A 15862-nucleotide genomic window follows, 5' to 3' on the forward strand; every position below is an offset into this window, starting at 1 on the left:
GTGCGTGTGGAAGGCTCCCGCGTACCACGTACCACACGATCGCCGCGGCGCCGCCACCCACCTTGTGACGGTGTCGTGGCGCACTCATTTTCGGAGAGGACACCCCACATGTCCCGTCGTCACCTTCGCTACCGGCGCCCGCTGCTGGCGACCCTTGCCGCCTTCGCGGTGCTCGGCGGCACCGCCGCCGCCGCGCCGGCCGCCACGCCCGGGGCCTCGCCCACCACCGCGACACCGCTCCGGGTACTCGACGACACGTACTACCAGGACGCGCTCGGCAAGACCGGCACCCAGCTCAAGAGCGCTCTGCACGGGATCATCAAGAACCAGACCAAGATCTCCTACAGCCAGGTCTGGGAAGCCCTCAAGGACACCGACCAGGACCCCGCCAACAGCTCGAACGTGATCCTCCTCTACACCGGACGTTCCCAGTCCAAGAACTCCAACGGCGGCTCGGTCGGGGACTGGAACCGTGAGCACGTCTGGGCCAAGTCGCACGGCGACTTCGGCACCGCCACCGGCCCCGGCACCGACATCCACCACCTGCGCCCGGAGGACGTCACCGTCAACTCGATCCGCGGCAACAAGGACTTCGACAACGGCGGCAGCGCGGTCAGCGGTGCACCGGGCAACTACACCGACAGCGACTCCTTCGAGCCGCGCGACGCGGTCAAGGGCGACGTGGCCCGCATGATCCTCTACATGGCGGTGCGCTACGAGGGCGACGACTCCTTCGCCGACCTGGAGCCCAACGAGAAGGTGTCCAACGGTTCCGCACCGTACATCGGCCGGCTGTCGGTGCTGAAGGCGTGGAGCCAGGAGGACCCGCCGGACACCTTCGAGAAGCGGCGCAACGACGTCATATTCGACAAGTACCAGCACAACCGGAACCCGTTCATCGATCACCCCGAGTGGGTCGAGTCCATCTGGTAGGACCGACCGCTCCGGAGGTCCGGCGGGCATCCGCCGGACCGGCCGGGGTACTCAGTCGGCGGCGCCTCCGGTGCACCAGGCCACGGCCTGTTCGCGGGTGGCGAAGCTTCTGAGGGCCGTCGGTGCGTCCGGCTGTCCGGTGCCGGGCGGGGCGAGCCGGCCGGCCGGGTCGGCGACCGCGGCGCGCGCACCGTCCGCCGCGATCCGGCCGAGCCCGCCGCGCAGCATCGCGCGGGCCACCCGGTCCACGCCGGTGACCTGCCGCAGGTCCAGCACGACCGGTCCCGTCCCCCGGGGGCGCGACTCGTCCAACGCGTACAGCACCCGCTCGGCCGCGGTGAAGTCGATGGCGCCCTGGGCGGCCACGACCGCGACCCGTTCACGCGGGACGCCGTCCCCGGGGGCGGCCCCGGCGGCCGGCAGATCGCCCGCGGTGGCGACGAGCGTGACGGTGGAGGCGGCCAGTGCCGGATTGTGCATCAGATGCAGCCCGAGCCTCTCCGACAGGGCCCCGAGCGCGGCGCGCCCGCGCACCGAGGTGCCGCTCCGGTCCAGCCGGGGGCTGTACGTCGCCAGCCCGAACCGTGCGGGGCCCGCGGCGATCAGCCCGCCGGACACACCGCTCTTCGCCGGCATGCCCACGCGCAGCAGCCAGTCGCCGGAGGCGTCGTACATGCCGCAGGTCGCCATCACCGCCAGCACCTGCGCCGCGACCGGCTCGGGGACCACCGCCTCGCCGGTGAGCGGATTCACGCCGCCGTGCGCGAGGGTGGCGGCCATCGCGGCCAGGTCGAGCGCGGTGACCCGCACCGCGCACTGTCTGAAGTACGTCTCGACCGCCGCGACCGGGTCGACGGGCAGCGGGCCGGTGCTCCGGATCAGGTAGGCCAGGGCGCGGTTGCGGTCGCCGGTGGCGGCCTCGGAGGCGTACACCCGCTCGTCCACGTCCAGCCGCCGGCCGGCGAACCGGCTCAGGCAGTCGAGGATGCGCTCGAACCTCGGGGCGTCGGGGGTGTCCGGGATCAGCGCGGTGGTGATGATGGCCCCCGCGTTGACCATGGCGTTGTCGGGCCGGCCGGTGTCCGGTTCCAGGCTGATGGCGTTGTACGCCTCCCCGCTGGGCTCGGCGTTGACCCAGCGGCACACCTCGTCGAGCCCGAGGACGGACAGGGCGAGCGCGTAGACGAACGGTTTCGACACGGACTGCATGGTGAACGGGGCACCGGCGTCACCCGCGCTGTAGCGGTGACCGTCCATGCTGATCAGTGCCAGCCCGAAGGCGTCCGGGTCGGTCCGCGCCAACTGCGGGATGTAGTCGGCCGGTCGGCCGTCCCGCAGCCCGGTGAACCGCGTGTGCAGTTCGCCCAGGGCTTCGGTGACGGCGTCGGCGGCGTTCACCCGGCCCGGCCGTCAGCCGCGCTGGGCCTGGGCGATCCGGGGGAACGTCTTGACGCCGGCCGCCTTCCGGCTGTTGGCGTTCTGGGTGACCGTCCGTCCGGGCGGGGCGTCCGGGAAGCCGAGCACCACGGAGTCGAGCACCTTCCCCGACGCGTCGACGAATTCCACCTTGACGGCGTAGAAGGCGGCCTTGTCCGTGGGGTTCGTGACGCGGACGACGGCGCTGCGGAACTGCTCCGTCTTGGCGAGGGGCAGCCCGGTCACCGACACGTCTCCGACCGCGTTGCCCCGGCCCTCCGCACCCGCGAGCAGCTTCACCGCCTGCTGCCGGTTGCGCTCGGCGGCGGCGGAGACGGAGGCGGCGAACTCCTGCTGGGTGCGCGCCGTGGGACTCGCGGACCGGGTCAGGGCCGGTTCGGGGGAGACCGTCCGGGTGCTCCTGGCCGTGCCCGTCGAGTTGGTGTCGGAGCCGCCGCAGGCGGCGGTACCGGTGATGATCAGCACGGCCAGCACGGCCGGGGCCAGATTGCGGGCTGCGCGGCCGCCGAGGGCGTTTCGCGAAGAACTGGTCGGGTTCACGGAAGCTCCGTCTGCCCGGAAGGGCGTAAGTGGAAGTCGGGGGAACCGCTGTTCGGCACCGCCCGGGAAGGCAATGGAGAACTCGCCCATATTAGGAACAAAAGATATGAATTGACTCGTCGAATTCGCCCGCTTCACCGGGAGCGGACTCCAGCCGAAACCCTGGGAGAGAACGATGGACGCGGACGCCCTGACCGCCGGCCTGTTGCAGGAACTGCGGATGGTCAAGCCCTATCCGGCCCTGTCCCTGACCATGCCGACGCACCGCCGCGCTCCGGACAACGCCCAGGACGCCGTTCGGCTGCGCAATCTGGTGGCCGAGGCCGGCGCCCGGCTGGAGGCGGACCCCGCGGTCACCCGCGAGGTGCGGACCGCGATCAAGGAGCAGCTCGACCGGGCGGTCACCGAGGTGGACCCCCGCCGGGCCCTGGACGCCCTGGTCCTCCTCGTCACCCCCGACGAGCACCGGATCTGGCAGCTTCCGCGCACCGCGCCCGAACGGGTGGTGCTCAGTGACACCTATCTGACCCGCAACCTGGTCGCCGCGAAGGCGCAGTCCCAGCCGTTCTGGGTGCTCACCGTGTCGGGCGACCGGGCCGTCCTGTGGAGCGGCACGGCGGACGCCCTGCGGGAGGAGCGGACCGGTGGGTTCCCGCTGACGGCTCCGCAGGAGCCGCCCAATCCGCAGCGCGAGGAGCGGATCGGCGACACCCCGAGCACCTTCAGCGACGAGGAGACGCGCACCTTCCTGCGCACGGTCGACGAGAAGCTGCGCACGGTGCTCGCCGAGGAGCCGCGCCCGCTCTACCTCATGGGCCTCGCCCCCGCGCTCGCCCTGCTGGAAGAGGTCGGGGAGAGCGCCAAGTCGGCCGTCGGCCGGGTCACCAAGGGTGCGCCCGCCGACATGTCGGCAAGCGAGCTGCTCAAGGAAATGCGGCCGGCGCTCGACGAGCGGCAGCGGCGGTTCGCGGCGGAGATCGACGGCAGACTGGACGAGGCCCGCGGCCGTCGTGCCTTCGCCGGGGGTCTCGACGAGGTGTGGGCCGCCGTTCGGGAGGGTCGTGCCGGGCTGGTCGCGGTGGAGGAGCACTTCCAGCAGACGGTACGGGTGACGGACGAGCACCTGGAGCCGGTGAGCGGCGCAGCCGTGGATCTCACGGACGCCGCGGTCCGCGAGGACATCGTGGACGAGCTCGTCGAGGCGGCCCTGGACAGCGGCGCCGACGTGGTCTTCCTCCCGGACGACTCGCTCACGGAGCACGGGCGGATCGCGGCGACCCTGCGCTACTGAACGGGACCGGCGCGAAGCCGTACCCCTCCCCCGGGCCCGCATGCCGTCAGGCGTGCGGGCCCGGGGGCACGCTGGGAGACTGAGGAGGGGTCGCCGGGCCCCGGGGCAGGTCCCGGAGAAAGGGGTGACCGCACCATGCCACGCGGATCCAACGCCAGGCGGGAACGGCAGTACGAGCACATCAAGGAGAGCGCGCAGGAGCGCGGGGTCAGCGAGGAACGGGCCGAGGAGATCGCGGCCCGTACGGTCAACAAGGCACGCGCCCGCGCAGGTGAGTCCAGGACGGCGAGCCGTACCTCCATCGAGGACATGTCGTCCTCGCGGCGCGGCGGTCTGCGTTCCCACAGCGGAGCGGAAGGGCCGACCCGCGACCAGCTCTACGAAGAGGCGAAGAAGAAGAACATCCACGGGCGGTCGAGCATGACGAAGGCCGAGCTGGCACGGGCCGTCGGCCGCTGAGCCGCTGCCGTGGCAGCCGGGGCGGTACCGGCGAGCCGGTGCGGTGTGCCGTGGGAGCCGGGACGGTGTCAGCCGCTCCAGGTCCAGTCGGCCACCTCCGGCAGGTCCGTGCCGTGTTCACGGATCCAGGCGTGGTGGCGGGTGCGGACATCCGCCATCGCCTGGCGCACCGCCACGGCGCGGACGCCGAGGCCGGGCACCCGGTCGATGACGTCCATGACCAGCCGGTAGCGGTCCAGGTCGTTGCGGACCACCATGTCGAAGGGCGTCGTGGTGGTGCCCTCCTCCTTGTAGCCCCGCACATGCAGCTGCGCGTGGCCCGCGCGCCGGTAGGCGAGCCGGTGGATCAGCCACGGGTAGCCGTGGTAGGCGAAGATCACGGGGGTGTCCCTGGTGAACACCGCGTCGTACTCGGAGTCCGGCATCCCGTGCGGGTGTTCCTCGCGGGGCAGCAGCCGCGCCATGTCGACCACGTTGACCACCCGCACCGCGAGTTCCGGCAGATGCCTGCGCAGCAGGTCGGCGGCGGCCAGGGTCTCCAGCGTGGGTACGTCGCCGGCGCAGGCGAGCACCACGTCGGGTGCGCGGCTGCCGTCCTCCGTGCCCGCCCAGTCCCACACCCCCGCGCCGCGGGCGCAGTGCGCGCGGGCCTGGTCGAGGGTGAGCCAGTCGAAGGAGGGCTGTTTCCCGGCCACGATCACATTGACGTAGTCGCGGCTGCGCAGCGCGTGGTCGGCGACCGAGAGCAGGGTGTTGGCGTCCGGCGGCAGATAGACCCGTACGACCTCGGGGCTCTTGTTGAGGATGTGGTCGACGAAGCCCGGGTCCTGGTGGGAGAAGCCGTTGTGGTCCTGGCGCCAGACGTGCGAGGTGAGCAGGTAGTTGAGCGAGGCGATGGGGCGGCGCCAGGCCAGCCGGCGGGAGGTGCGGAGCCATTTGATGTGCTGGTTGACCATCGAGTCGACGATGTGGGCGAACGCCTCGTAGCAGGAGAAGAGGCCGTGCCGGCCGGTGAGGAGGTAGCCCTCCAGCCAGCCCTGGCACAGGTGCTCGGAGAGCACCTCCATGACGCGTCCGTCGTGCGCGAGGTGCTCGTCGGTCGGCAGTATCCGTTCCTGCCAGGTCTTGGCGGTGGCGCCGTAGAGGGCGTCGAGCCGGTTCGAGGCGGTCTCGTCGGGGCCCACGACGCGGAAGTCGCGGCGTTCGGCGGTGGCGGCCATGACGGCCTCCAGCAGGCCGCCGAGCACCCGGGTCGGCTCGTGCAGCACGGTGCCGGGCTTGTCGACCTCGACGGCGTGGTCGTCCAGCGGCGGGATCGGCAGGTCGCGCAGGAGCAGACCGCCGTTGGCGTACGGGGTCGAGCCGAGCCTGGCGTCGCCCTCGGGCACACAGGCGAGCACCTGGGGGGCGGGCCGTCCCGACGCGTCGAAGAGTTCCTCGGGCCGGTAGGAGCGCATCCACTCCTCCAGCTGACGCAGGTGCTCCTCGTTGTCCCGGACGCCGGGCAGCGGGACCTGGTGGGCGCGCCAGGTGCCTTCGACGGGCACCCCGTCGACCGCCACCGGTCCGGTCCAGCCCTTGGGGGTGCGCAGCACGATCATCGGCCAGTGCGGGCGTGCGGTGTCGCCGCCGGTGCGGGCGGCGGCCTGGAGTTCGCGGATCCGGTCGACGGCCCGGTCCATCGCGGCGGCCATCGCCCGGTGCACGCCGATCGGGTCGTCGCCGCCGACGTACAGGGGGTCGTGCCCGTAGCCGCGCAGCAGGGCGTCGAGCTCGGTCTCGGGGAGGCGGGCGAGCACGGTGGGGTTGGCGATCTTGTAGCCGTTGAGGTGGAGGACCGGGAGGACGGCGCCGTCGTGCACCGGGTCGAGGAACTTGTTGGAGTGCCAGGACGCGGCGAGCGGTCCGGTCTCGGCCTCGCCGTCACCGACGACGCAGGTGACGAGCAGACCGGGGTGGTCGAGGGCGGCCCCGTAGGCGTGGGTGAGGGCGTAGCCGAGTTCGCCGCCCTCGTGGATGGAGCCGGGTGTCTCCGGTGCCACGTGGCTGGGCACCCCGCCGGGGAAGGAGAACTGCTTGAACAGCGCCCCCATGCCTTCGGCGTCCCGGGTGACGTCGGGGTAGGTCTCGGTGTAGCTGCCCTCCAGCCAGGAGTTGGCGAGGACGGCGGGTCCGCCGTGGCCGGGGCCCCAGACGCAGAGTCCCTGGACGCCACGGGATCTGATGACGCGGTTGAGGTGGGTGTGGACCAGGTTCAGTCCGGGTGAGGTGCCCCAGTGGCCGAGCAGCCGCGGTTTGATGTCCTCCCGGGTGAGCGGCCGGGTCAGGAGCGGGTTGTCCATCAGGTAGATCTGGCCGACGGTGAGGTAGTTGGCGGCGCGCCAGTGGGCGTCGAGTGCCGCGATCTCCTCGTCGGACGGACCGGTCGGGCCGGATGTGGTCGCCGGGCCGGGGGCGTTGCTCATGATGTCTCCAACCGGGAGGCCCTACGGGCCGACGGGCTCGGGGCCGTACCAGACCGTGGTCGCGTTGCAGAATGCGCGGATGCCCTGCCCGGCGAGCTCTCGTCCGTAGCCGGAGCGCTTCACACCGCCGAAGGGCAGCGCGGGGTGGGACGCCGTCATGCCGTTGAAGAAGACACCTCCGGCCTCCAGGTCGCGTACACAGCGGCGCGCCTCGTCCGCGTCGCGGGTCCATACGTTGGAGCTGAGGCCGAAGGGGCTGTCGTTGGCGAGCGCCACTGCTTCGTCCAGCTCGTCGACGCGGTAGAGGGAGGCGACGGGGCCGAAGGTCTCCTCGCGGTGGATGCGCATGGCGGGGGTGATCCCGGTGAGGACCGTGGGGGCGTAGAACCAGCCCCGCTCCAGTTCCGGGGCCAGGCCCTCGGGCCTGCCGCCGCCGCACAACGCTCTCGCGCCCTGCCGTACGGCGTCGTCCACCAGCTCCTCCAGGTCGGTGCGGCCCTGTTCGCTGGCGAGCGGTCCGATGTCGGTGGATTCCTGCAGCGGGTCGCCGACCGTCAGGTTGCTCATGCCCACGGCGAACCGTTCGGCGAACTCCTCGTACACCTCGGTGTGCACGATGAACCGTTTGGCGGCGATGCAGGACTGCCCGTTGTTCTGCGCCCGTGCGGTCACGGCGGTACGGGCGGCCCTGGCCACGTCGGCGGACGGCATGACGAGATACGGGTCGCTGCCGCCGAGCTCCAGGACGGTGTGCTTCACCTCGTCGCCGGCGATCGACGCGACCGAGCGGCCGGCCGGTTCGCTGCCGGTGAGGGTGGCGGCGACGACCCGGCGGTCGCGCAGGATCGCCTCGACCGCCCCCGATCCCACCAGCAGGCTCTGGAAACATCCCGCCGGGAATCCGGCCCGGCGGAACAGGCCCTCCAGGTACATGGCCGTCTGCGGGACGTTGGAGGCGTGCTTGAGCAGGCCGACGTTGCCCGCCATGAGGGCCGGGGCGGCGAATCGGATGACCTGCCAGAGCGGGAAGTTCCACGGCATCACGGCGAGCACGGGACCGAGCGGCCGGTAGTGGACGTAGGCGCGGGAGGCGCCGGAGTCCCGCACATCGGCCGGGGAGGGGTGCTGGTCCGCGAGGAGTTCCTCGGCGTGGGCCGCGTACCAGCGCATCGCCTTGGCGCACTTGGCGGCCTCGGCGCGGGCCGCCACGACGGGCTTGCCCATCTCGATGGTCATGGTGCGCGCGATGTCCCGCTGGTCCTCGTCCAGCAGGACGGCGGCCTGGTTCAGCAGACGGGCCCGCTCGGCGAACCCGGTGGTCCGGTACTGCCCGTACGCGGTGGCGGCGGCGTCGAGCCGCTGCTCGATGCCCGCCTCGTCGAGGGCGTCGAATGTTCTGAGGGTCTCGCCGTTCGCGGGATTGACCGTCGCGATGGGCATGGCCGTGTCCTCCTTGCCTCGTTCCTTCGACCGTGCCGTGCCGTGCGCCGCGCCGCAACGCGGGCCCCGCCGGGCGGACACCCCGGCCGGCGCGGTCCGGGCGTGCGGTGTGCACGCCGTCCGCGCCGGGAGGGGGAACGTCCAGCGGGTACGGATGTCGGCGGTGCCGGTCCCGGTGGCCCGGCTCAGACGAGAGCGGGGTCGGATGCCGTCACGGGCTCGGCGACGGGGGCGGCGGCCGCTGCGGGCTGGCGCCGGAACTCGCGTACGCCGGGCAGCGGCGGGAACCTCAGCAGGTCGACGCTGTACGGCTCCTTGGCGTACCGGGTGAACCAGACGACCTTGCCCTCGGCCGTCCGGCAGGTGCCCCAGCTGTCGCTCAGGGCCATGACCCGGCTCAGGCCACCGCCGCCGTTGCTGAGCAGTCGCGGCATCTCGGAGCCGTTGTCGGCGACGGAGACCGTGAGGTGCCGCCCGGACCAGCGGAGTTCGACGACGCAGTTGTTGTCGTCACCGACATGCCGGTGGACATTGGTCAGCAGCTCCTCCACACCCCGGCACACCGGCCGGATGTGGAGTTCGAGACTCCAGTGGCGGAGGTGCGCCGCGATTATTCGTCGCAGCTGGGACACACGCTCTGCCGAAACCTGGAATTCGACCAGGTAGTGCCGGTCGAGTGGAACGGTCATCGTCGAGGCTCCTCACATCGAGGCCCACTGGCTTCGCCCCGTTGAACCAACGACCCCCGAATACGAAGAGTGAGCAGATGCCACTTCTGGGTCACTCAACAGGGTGGCCCGGCCGCACCGCGTGTGCAACACGTGGACGCGTCCGTCCGGGTCACAGGAGGTACGGCAGCAGTGTGTCCGGGGTGAGCGGGAGACTGCGCAGTCTGATGCCGGTGGCGTGCCGGACGGCGTTGCCGACGGCCGCCGCGGCGCCGACGATGCCGATCTCGCCGATGCCCTTGCTGCCCATCGGGTTGAGGTGCGGGTCCTCCTCGTCGATCCAGTGCGCCTCGATCTCCGGCACGTCGGCGCAGGCCGGCACGTGGTAGGAGGCGAGATCGCTCTCGGTGTGGTCGCCGAAGACGGGGTCCATGGTGGAGGCCTCGGTCAGCGCCATGCCGACTCCCATGGTCATGCCGCCGATGAACTGGGAGCGCGCGGTACGGGAGTTGAGGATGCGTCCGGCGGCGAACACGCCGAGCATCCGGCGCAGCCGCACCTCTCCCGTCCTTGCGTGCACGGCGACTTCGGCGAAGTGGGCGCCGAACGCGTGGCGGGCGTACGGGGATTGCCCGGCGGTCTCCTGCTGGGTGTCGGCGGTGACGGTGAGCCCGTCGGCGGGGACCGGTCCGGTGCGCTCGCTCAACTGGCGCAGCAGCAGGGTGGCCGCCTTGTGCACGGACCAGCCCCAGGAGGCGGTGCCCGTCGATCCGCCCGCCAGGGGGGCGTCGGGCAGTTCGCTGCTGCCGATCTCGACCCGGACGTTCTCCACGGGGGTGGCCAGGACGTGGGCGGCGATCTGCGCGAGTACGGTGCGGGCGCCGGTGCCGATGTCGGTGGCGTTGATCCGGATGCGGTACGAGCCGTCGGCGGCCGCGTGCGCCGAGGCGCTGGAGGCGGAGATGTACACGGGGTAGGTGGCGGCTGCGACGCCCGTGCCGAGCAGCAGGGGACCCTCCTCGCGGCTCGCTGGGCGCGGATCGCGGTCGTACCAGCCGAAGCGTGCGGCACCCTTCTCCAGGCAGGCGGCCAGGCCGCGGCTGCTGAACGGGCGTCCGGAGTCCGGTTCGTTCGCCGGGTCGTTGCGGATGCGCAGTTCGACGGGGTCCATGCCGAGCGCCGAGGCGAGTTCGTCCATGGCGGATTCGAGGGCGTACATCCCGGGGGCCTCGCCCGGTGCGCGCATCCAGGAGGGGCTCGGCACGTCCAGGGCGACGACCCGGTGAGTGGTGCGGCTGGTGGCGGAGCCGTACATGATCCGGCTCGGTACGGCCGCCTGCTCCACGAACTCCTTGATGGTGGAGGTGTGGGTGATGCACTCGTGATCGACCGCGGTGAGGGTGCCGTCGAGTTCGGCGCCGAGCCTGATGTGCTGGATGGTGGGGGCGCGATGGCCGACCAGGGCGGCCAGCTGGCGGCGCGGCAGCGCGATCTTGACGGGGCGGCCGGTGTGGCGTGCGGCCATGGCGGCCAGGACGGCCTGCGGGCGCGGTGTGCCCTTGGATCCGAAGCCGCCGCCGACGTGCTCGGAGACGGCGGTGATCTGCTGCGGCCTCAGCCCCAGGGCGGTGGCGAGGCTGTCGCGGACCGTGGTGGAGCCCTGGCTGGAGTCGTGGACGGTCAGATGTCCGGCGTCGTCCCACTGCGCCGTCGTGGCGTGCGGTTCCATGGGGTGGTTGTGCAGGGCACCGATGGTGTAGGTGGCGTCGACCTGTACGGGTGCCGCGTCGAAGGCCCGGCCGGTGTCGCCGCGCTCCCGGACGGCTGGGTAGCCGCCATTGACGATCTCGGGGGTGTACAGGCCGGGGTGCTCCTCGGTCAGCAGGACGTCGTGCCCGTCGGTCTCGTAGGTGATCCGCAACGCCTCGGCCCCGGCACGGGCGCCCTCGGGGGTGTCGGCCACCACGAGCGCGACGGGCCAGCCCCGGTGCGGGACCCGGTCGTTCTGGAGGACGGCGAGGATCGGGTCGTCTGGCTCCTTCAGCCGGGGCGCGTCGTGGTGGGTGAGCACGGCGTGCACACCCGGCAGGGCCAGTGCCTCGTCCACGTGGATCGCGTCGACCCGGCCGCGGGCGATCGTGGCGGGGACGGGCCATCCGTACAGACACCCCGGCGGGGTGTGCTCGGCGGCGTAGCGGGCGGTGCCCGTGACCTTGTCCCGGCCCTCACGGCGGACGACGGGGGTGCCCAGTGGTGACGGGGCCTGGCTCATGACGGGGTCCTCACGGCGGGGGCGGCGTTGGGTGCGGTTGCTCGGCTGCAGGCGGGGCGGCCGAGAGGCGGTTGCCCGGTTTGTCGGCGGGGCGGTGCCGGGGCCGGTGCGGTTGCTCAGGTTTCGGCGGCGAGTTCGGCGAGTGCGTCGACGGCCAGGTTGCGGGCGAGGCCCACCTTGAACGCGTTCTCGCGCAGCGGCCGGGCCGCGGCGAGTTCGGCGTCGACCGCACGCTCGAACGTCTCGTCGGTGGCCGGTGCTCCCCGCAGCAGCTCCTCGGCGGCGTGTGCGCGCCAGGGCCGGTGGGCGAGCCCGCCGAAGGCGAGCGCGGCATGCTCGATCCGGCCGCCGCGGACGCTCAGTACGGCGGCGACGGACGCGAGGGCGAAGGCGAAGGAGGCGCGGTCGCGGGCCTTGCGGTAGAGGGAGGCGGCGCCTTCCGGGCGCGGTGGCAGGACCAGCTCGGTGATGAGTTCGCCCGGCCGGAGCTCGGTGTCCCGTTCGGGGGTGTCGCCCGGCAGGCGATGGAATCCGGTGACGGGCAGGGTCCGTCCGCCGTCCGGTCCGTGCAGCTGGACGGTGGCGTCGAGGGCGGACAGCGCCACGGCCATGTCGGACGGGTGGGTGGCGACGCAGTGCGCGGAGTGGCCGAGTACGGCGAGGTCGCGCTGGGCGCTGTCGTGGGCGGGGCAGCCGGTGCCGGGTTCCCGTTTGTTGCACGGCTTGGAGGTGTCCTGGAAGTACGGGCACCGGGTGCGCTGGAGCAGGTTGCCGCCGGTCGTGGCGGTGTTGCGGAGCTGCCCGGAGGCGCCGGACAGCAGCGCCTGGGACAGGGCGGGGTAGCGGGTGCGTACCGCGGGATGGGCGGCCAGGTCGCTGTTGCGCACGGTCGCGCCGATCCGCAGGCCGCCGTCCTCGGTGTCGGCCACGTGGTCCAGCGGCAGCCCGCTGATGTCGATGAGCCGGTCCGGGGCCACGACGCCGAGCTTCATCAGGTCGACGAGGTTGGTGCCGCCGCCGAGGAACACGGCGCCGGGGTGGGCGGCGCGTTCACGGACCGCTTCCTCGGCGGACCGGGCACGGAGATAGGCGAAGGGTTTCACAGCGCCACGTCCTCGATCGCCTCGACGATGCGGGGGTAGGCGCCGCAGCGGCACAGGTTGCCGCTCATCCGCTCGCGGATCTCGTCGGCGTCGAGCCGCGCCGGGGCCGATACGGGTGCGCTGCGGGTGGTGGCATGGGACGGGAAGCCGTCGGCCGCCTCGCCGAGCATGCCGACCGCCGAGCAGATCTGGCCGGGTGTGCAGTAGCCGCACTGCAGGGCGTCGCGGTCCAGGAAGGCTTCCTGGAGGGGGTGGAGCCGGTCGCCGTCGGCGAGGCCCTCGACGGTGGTGACGGTGGCGCCGTCGTGGGCGACGGCGAGGAGCAGGCAACTGTTGGCCCGTCGGCCGTCGACGATGACGGTGCACGCCCCGCACTGTCCGTGGTCGCAGCCCTTCTTCGCACCGGTGAGGCCGAGGTGCTCGCGCAGGGCGTCCAGGACGGTGGTGCGGTGATCGAGCGTGAGCGTCCGCTCGGTTCCGTTGATCTGCAGTGTCAGGGTGGAACGGTGACCGGTTGCTCCCGGCTGTCGCGCACCGTCGTCCCGCCCGCGAGAGGGGTCCACGCACTCGCACCTTTCAGGGGTGGCTTTTGACCGTTTTCTACCAGACGTGCTACGGCTTCCCGCTCCATTGCTCCACCACCGGGCCGTGACCCGCCGGCCGGTCGTCCCATCGGTCTACCGGCTCGACAGACGCAGCCGCACCTCCTCCTCCTGGTCGCCGGAGACGGCCCCGACGACGGTCACGTCGAAGGCGTGCGCCAGGCTCTGCCGCAGCCGCTCCACCGCCCAGTAGCCGCCCTGCACGTCGACGCTCACGGGCGCACCGAGCGCGACCGGACCGGAGACCACCCGGGCCTCCGTGACGTCGACGGTCACCACCCATGCGGTGGGGCGTTTGCCCGCGAGGTCCTGCGGTACGTCGGCCGAGGCCCGGTCGGTGGTGAACGCGGCCCGCAGCACATCGAAGACCATGCGCGCGTCGGCCTTCTCGCACCCACTGATGACGACCGACACCTCCTCGGCGTACCCGCTGTCCTGCGCCTGCTTCTCCTTGATGGTGTTCACCGCGCTTCCTTCCGCTCCGTGCCCCTGGGGCGATTGGGGGATGTCTCCAGGCTCACCCCGTGGCAGGGCGACGGCGACACGGAGGCCACCGGGATTCGCACGGATCACGCCCCTCCGGAGCGAAACACCTTTCAGGTCATATCCACTTAAAACATGAATTCATGTGAATTATTGAGTGAGGGCTCCGCCTCGGGGTATCCGGCAAGCATGGACGTTTCGAACGCAGACCTGAGTTCGCTGGCCCTCACCCTCGCCGACGGACGGGGCGCCACCGGGTCGGTGATGGGCATTGTCGGAGTGGCACTGGTGGCCGTGCTGATCGGCGCCTTCTGGCTCGGACAGCGGCGCCGCGACCAGGAACTGCCACCGCCCACCCCCGACGAGCAGCCACCGAGGCCGGACCACCGCAGCCACATCGAGGAACACGATGTGCACGGCGACGACCACTTCCCGCCCGACCGCCGGGGTCTTTCACCGTACGAACTCGGTGACCACGGCAACGAGCCCATCCCCCGCGAGACCGACGAGCGGCGCGACTGACCCCGCGGACCTCCCGGCACCGGTCCGCAGTGGCGGCGTCGCGTGTTGCGCGGGCGACTGCCTCCGGTGAGGCTGGTGTGGGCCCGCCGGCCACGGGCGCGCCCAGACCTCGGAACCGATGAAGGCAGTAGGACCATGACCGGAAGCCACCCGGGGAAGGCGCCGACACCGGCGCCGCTGACCGGATCCGCAGCGCCCTGCTGGGTCAACCTCATGACCCGCGACCTGGGAGCGGCGCAGGAGTTCTACGGCAGGGTGCTGGGGTGGACCTTCCGTCCGGCCAAGCTGGGGCAGGAGTTCTCGGTCGCACGCCGGGGCGACGTACCGGTCGCCGGTATCGGCGCGGTGGCGACCGCCTACCGGGTGGCCGTGGCCTGGACGCCGTACTTCTCCGTCCCCGACGCCGACGCGGCGGCCTCGCGCATCCGCGAGCGCAGTGGCACGGTCGCCGTGGGGCCGATGGCTCTCGGCAAGGGGCGCGGGGCGCTCGCCGCGGACCGGGACGGTGCGGTGTTCGGGATCTGGGAGCGGACCGAGCCCGCGACCTCGCCGCCCGCACCGGACGGCCATTCGCACGCCTGGCTCCGTCTGCACACCAGGAACGCCTTCGACGCCGCGATCTTCTACGGGCAGGTGCTCGACTGGGCGAGCGGGCGCCCGGGAGGCTGCGAGGTGTCGTACGAGGGGGACGAGGTCATCGTCGATTGCGACGGGCGCCGGCTGTTCCGGATCAGCTCCGGCGCGGTCGAGGCGGCTCCCGATCCCCTGGTGCGCCCGCACTGGCAGGTGCACTTCCCGGTCACCGATGTAGCGGCCACGGTCGCGACGGCGCGGGAGCACGGCGGCAGCCTGGTCGAGCAGCGGGCGCTGGCGCAGGGCACGGAGGCGACCCTGCTGGACCCGGACGGCGGCCTCTTCACGGTCACGGACGTCCCGGGGCTCGCGGCGGACGGTCCTGACTGACCCGGCCGGCTCCTCCTCGGCCGCCGGTCATTTCCCGCGTACGGACGAGGAGCGGGCCAGTGCCCAGGCCGGGAAGACGAACCAGCAGATCAGGAACCACAGCGCCATCGCGCCGACCAGCCACAGCGCGACGGAGTTGTGCAGGGCGACCCGCAGGATGAGCAGCAGGGTGGAGCACATGGTGCAGAACAGCAGGGCGAGCCCGAGCACGGTCATCCGTGACGCCCAGGTGACCGTCTGCGGTTTGAGCCGCCGCCCGGTGAGCAGCCGGTGGTAGGAAACGGGCCCGATCAGGGCGGCGGCGGTGGCCGATCCCAGCATCACGGTGACCACGTAGATGGTGCGGTCGGTGTGCGAGAGGTCGGCGAAGCGGGGCTGGAAGACGACGGCGAGCAGGAAGCCGAACAGGATCTGGACGCCGGTCTGGGCCACGCGCAGTTCCTGGAGCAGATCGGTCCACCGCCGGTCCGCCCGTTCCTCGGGCGTCTCGTCGCGGCCGTCGCCGCGGCCCTGGCTGCCGGGAAGGCGTGCTGTCGAGGTCACCGGGAGCCTCCGTCCGAATACCCGGAGTACTTCACGTTCTCCCCTCCCCCACCGTAACCGGTCAACAGGGCCACGAGGGTGGCCGGATCCATTCGCCCGACCTCGACGATCAGTTCGACTTCACCTAGGATCTTGGTACGG

Annotated in this window: 15 protein-coding genes; 5 read left to right on the forward strand and 10 right to left on the reverse strand. The window is 72.0% G+C overall.

The window, feature by feature from the left end; translation table 11 throughout:
* Positions 1-108 precede the first annotated feature (108 nt).
* A complete protein-coding gene (locus ACFYY1_RS22460) occupies positions 109-933 on the forward strand; it encodes an endonuclease I family protein (protein ID WP_388588175.1) in 825 nt (274 codons plus the stop codon).
* Between the two features lie 51 nt (positions 934-984).
* On the opposite strand, the gene glsA is transcribed toward ACFYY1_RS22460, so the two are convergent.
* Together glsA and ACFYY1_RS22470 are read right to left on the reverse strand one after the other, a co-directional pair.
* Positions 985-2331 (reverse strand): glutaminase A, encoded by a 1347-nt coding sequence (gene glsA, locus ACFYY1_RS22465; RefSeq protein ID WP_388588177.1) that lies wholly within the window; start codon positions 2329-2331, stop codon positions 985-987.
* 12 nt (positions 2332-2343) lie between these two features.
* On the reverse strand, positions 2344-2910 hold the full coding sequence (locus ACFYY1_RS22470) for a hypothetical protein (protein WP_388588180.1): 567 nt from the start codon (positions 2908-2910) through the stop codon (positions 2344-2346).
* Between the two features lie 175 nt (positions 2911-3085).
* Between ACFYY1_RS22470 and ACFYY1_RS22475 the strand changes: the two genes are divergently transcribed.
* Positions 3086-4201, forward strand: a complete 1116-nt coding sequence (locus ACFYY1_RS22475) for a chemotaxis protein (RefSeq protein ID WP_388588182.1) — start codon at positions 3086-3088, stop codon at positions 4199-4201.
* Between the two features lie 135 nt (positions 4202-4336).
* A complete protein-coding gene (locus ACFYY1_RS22480) occupies positions 4337-4660 on the forward strand; it encodes a plasmid stabilization protein (RefSeq protein WP_388588185.1) in 324 nt (107 codons plus the stop codon).
* Positions 4661-4728: 68 nt separating this feature from the next.
* Here ACFYY1_RS22480 and ACFYY1_RS22485 read toward each other — a convergent pair whose 3' ends face one another.
* The 7 genes from ACFYY1_RS22485 to ACFYY1_RS22515 all read right to left on the reverse strand — a co-directional run bounded on the left by ACFYY1_RS22485 (position 4729) and on the right by ACFYY1_RS22515 (position 13675).
* The gene (locus ACFYY1_RS22485; RefSeq protein WP_388588188.1) at positions 4729-7125 is read right to left on the reverse strand and encodes a phosphoketolase; all 2397 of its coding nucleotides are present in this window, start codon (positions 7123-7125) and stop codon (positions 4729-4731) included.
* Positions 7126-7146: 21 nt separating this feature from the next.
* Entirely contained in the window at positions 7147-8565 is a 1419-nt protein-coding gene (locus ACFYY1_RS22490; protein WP_388588190.1) for an NADP-dependent succinic semialdehyde dehydrogenase, read from the reverse strand.
* A gap of 185 nt (positions 8566-8750) precedes the next feature.
* Positions 8751-9254, reverse strand: coding sequence for an ATP-binding protein (locus ACFYY1_RS22495; RefSeq protein ID WP_388588193.1), 504 nt, complete (start codon positions 9252-9254; stop codon positions 8751-8753).
* Positions 9255-9405: 151 nt separating this feature from the next.
* Positions 9406-11505, reverse strand: a complete 2100-nt coding sequence (locus ACFYY1_RS22500; RefSeq protein ID WP_388588194.1) for a xanthine dehydrogenase family protein molybdopterin-binding subunit — start codon at positions 11503-11505, stop codon at positions 9406-9408.
* Positions 11506-11621: 116 nt separating this feature from the next.
* Positions 11622-12608: an FAD binding domain-containing protein gene (locus tag ACFYY1_RS22505; RefSeq protein ID WP_388588197.1), complete on the reverse strand. Its 987-nt coding sequence runs from the start codon at positions 12606-12608 to the stop codon at positions 11622-11624.
* Positions 12605-13171 carry a 2Fe-2S iron-sulfur cluster-binding protein gene (locus ACFYY1_RS22510; protein ID WP_388588199.1) on the reverse strand — a complete coding sequence of 189 codons (567 nt, stop codon included), beginning with the start codon at positions 13169-13171 and terminating at the stop codon, positions 12605-12607. The genes ACFYY1_RS22505 and ACFYY1_RS22510 overlap by 4 nt, the downstream gene beginning before the upstream one ends.
* Positions 13172-13285: 114 nt before the next feature.
* Positions 13286-13675: a hypothetical protein gene (locus ACFYY1_RS22515; protein ID WP_388588201.1), complete on the reverse strand. Its 390-nt coding sequence runs from the start codon at positions 13673-13675 to the stop codon at positions 13286-13288.
* Between the two features lie 207 nt (positions 13676-13882).
* On the opposite strand from ACFYY1_RS22515, the gene ACFYY1_RS22520 reads away from it, so the two are divergent.
* Both ACFYY1_RS22520 and ACFYY1_RS22525 read left to right on the forward strand, forming a co-directional pair.
* A complete protein-coding gene (locus tag ACFYY1_RS22520) occupies positions 13883-14215 on the forward strand; it encodes a DUF6479 family protein (RefSeq protein WP_388588205.1) in 333 nt (110 codons plus the stop codon).
* 135 nt (positions 14216-14350) lie between these two features.
* Entirely contained in the window at positions 14351-15178 is an 828-nt protein-coding gene (locus tag ACFYY1_RS22525; protein WP_388588208.1) for a VOC family protein, read from the forward strand.
* Between the two features lie 27 nt (positions 15179-15205).
* On the opposite strand, the gene ACFYY1_RS22530 is transcribed toward ACFYY1_RS22525, so the two are convergent.
* Positions 15206-15721, reverse strand: coding sequence for a DUF6328 family protein (locus ACFYY1_RS22530; RefSeq protein WP_388588211.1), 516 nt, complete (start codon positions 15719-15721; stop codon positions 15206-15208).
* Positions 15722-15862: the final 141 nt, after the last annotated feature.

It is taken from the genome of Streptomyces sp. NPDC001890, assembly GCF_042891445.1.
Lineage (GTDB): Bacteria > Actinomycetota > Actinomycetes > Streptomycetales > Streptomycetaceae > Streptomyces.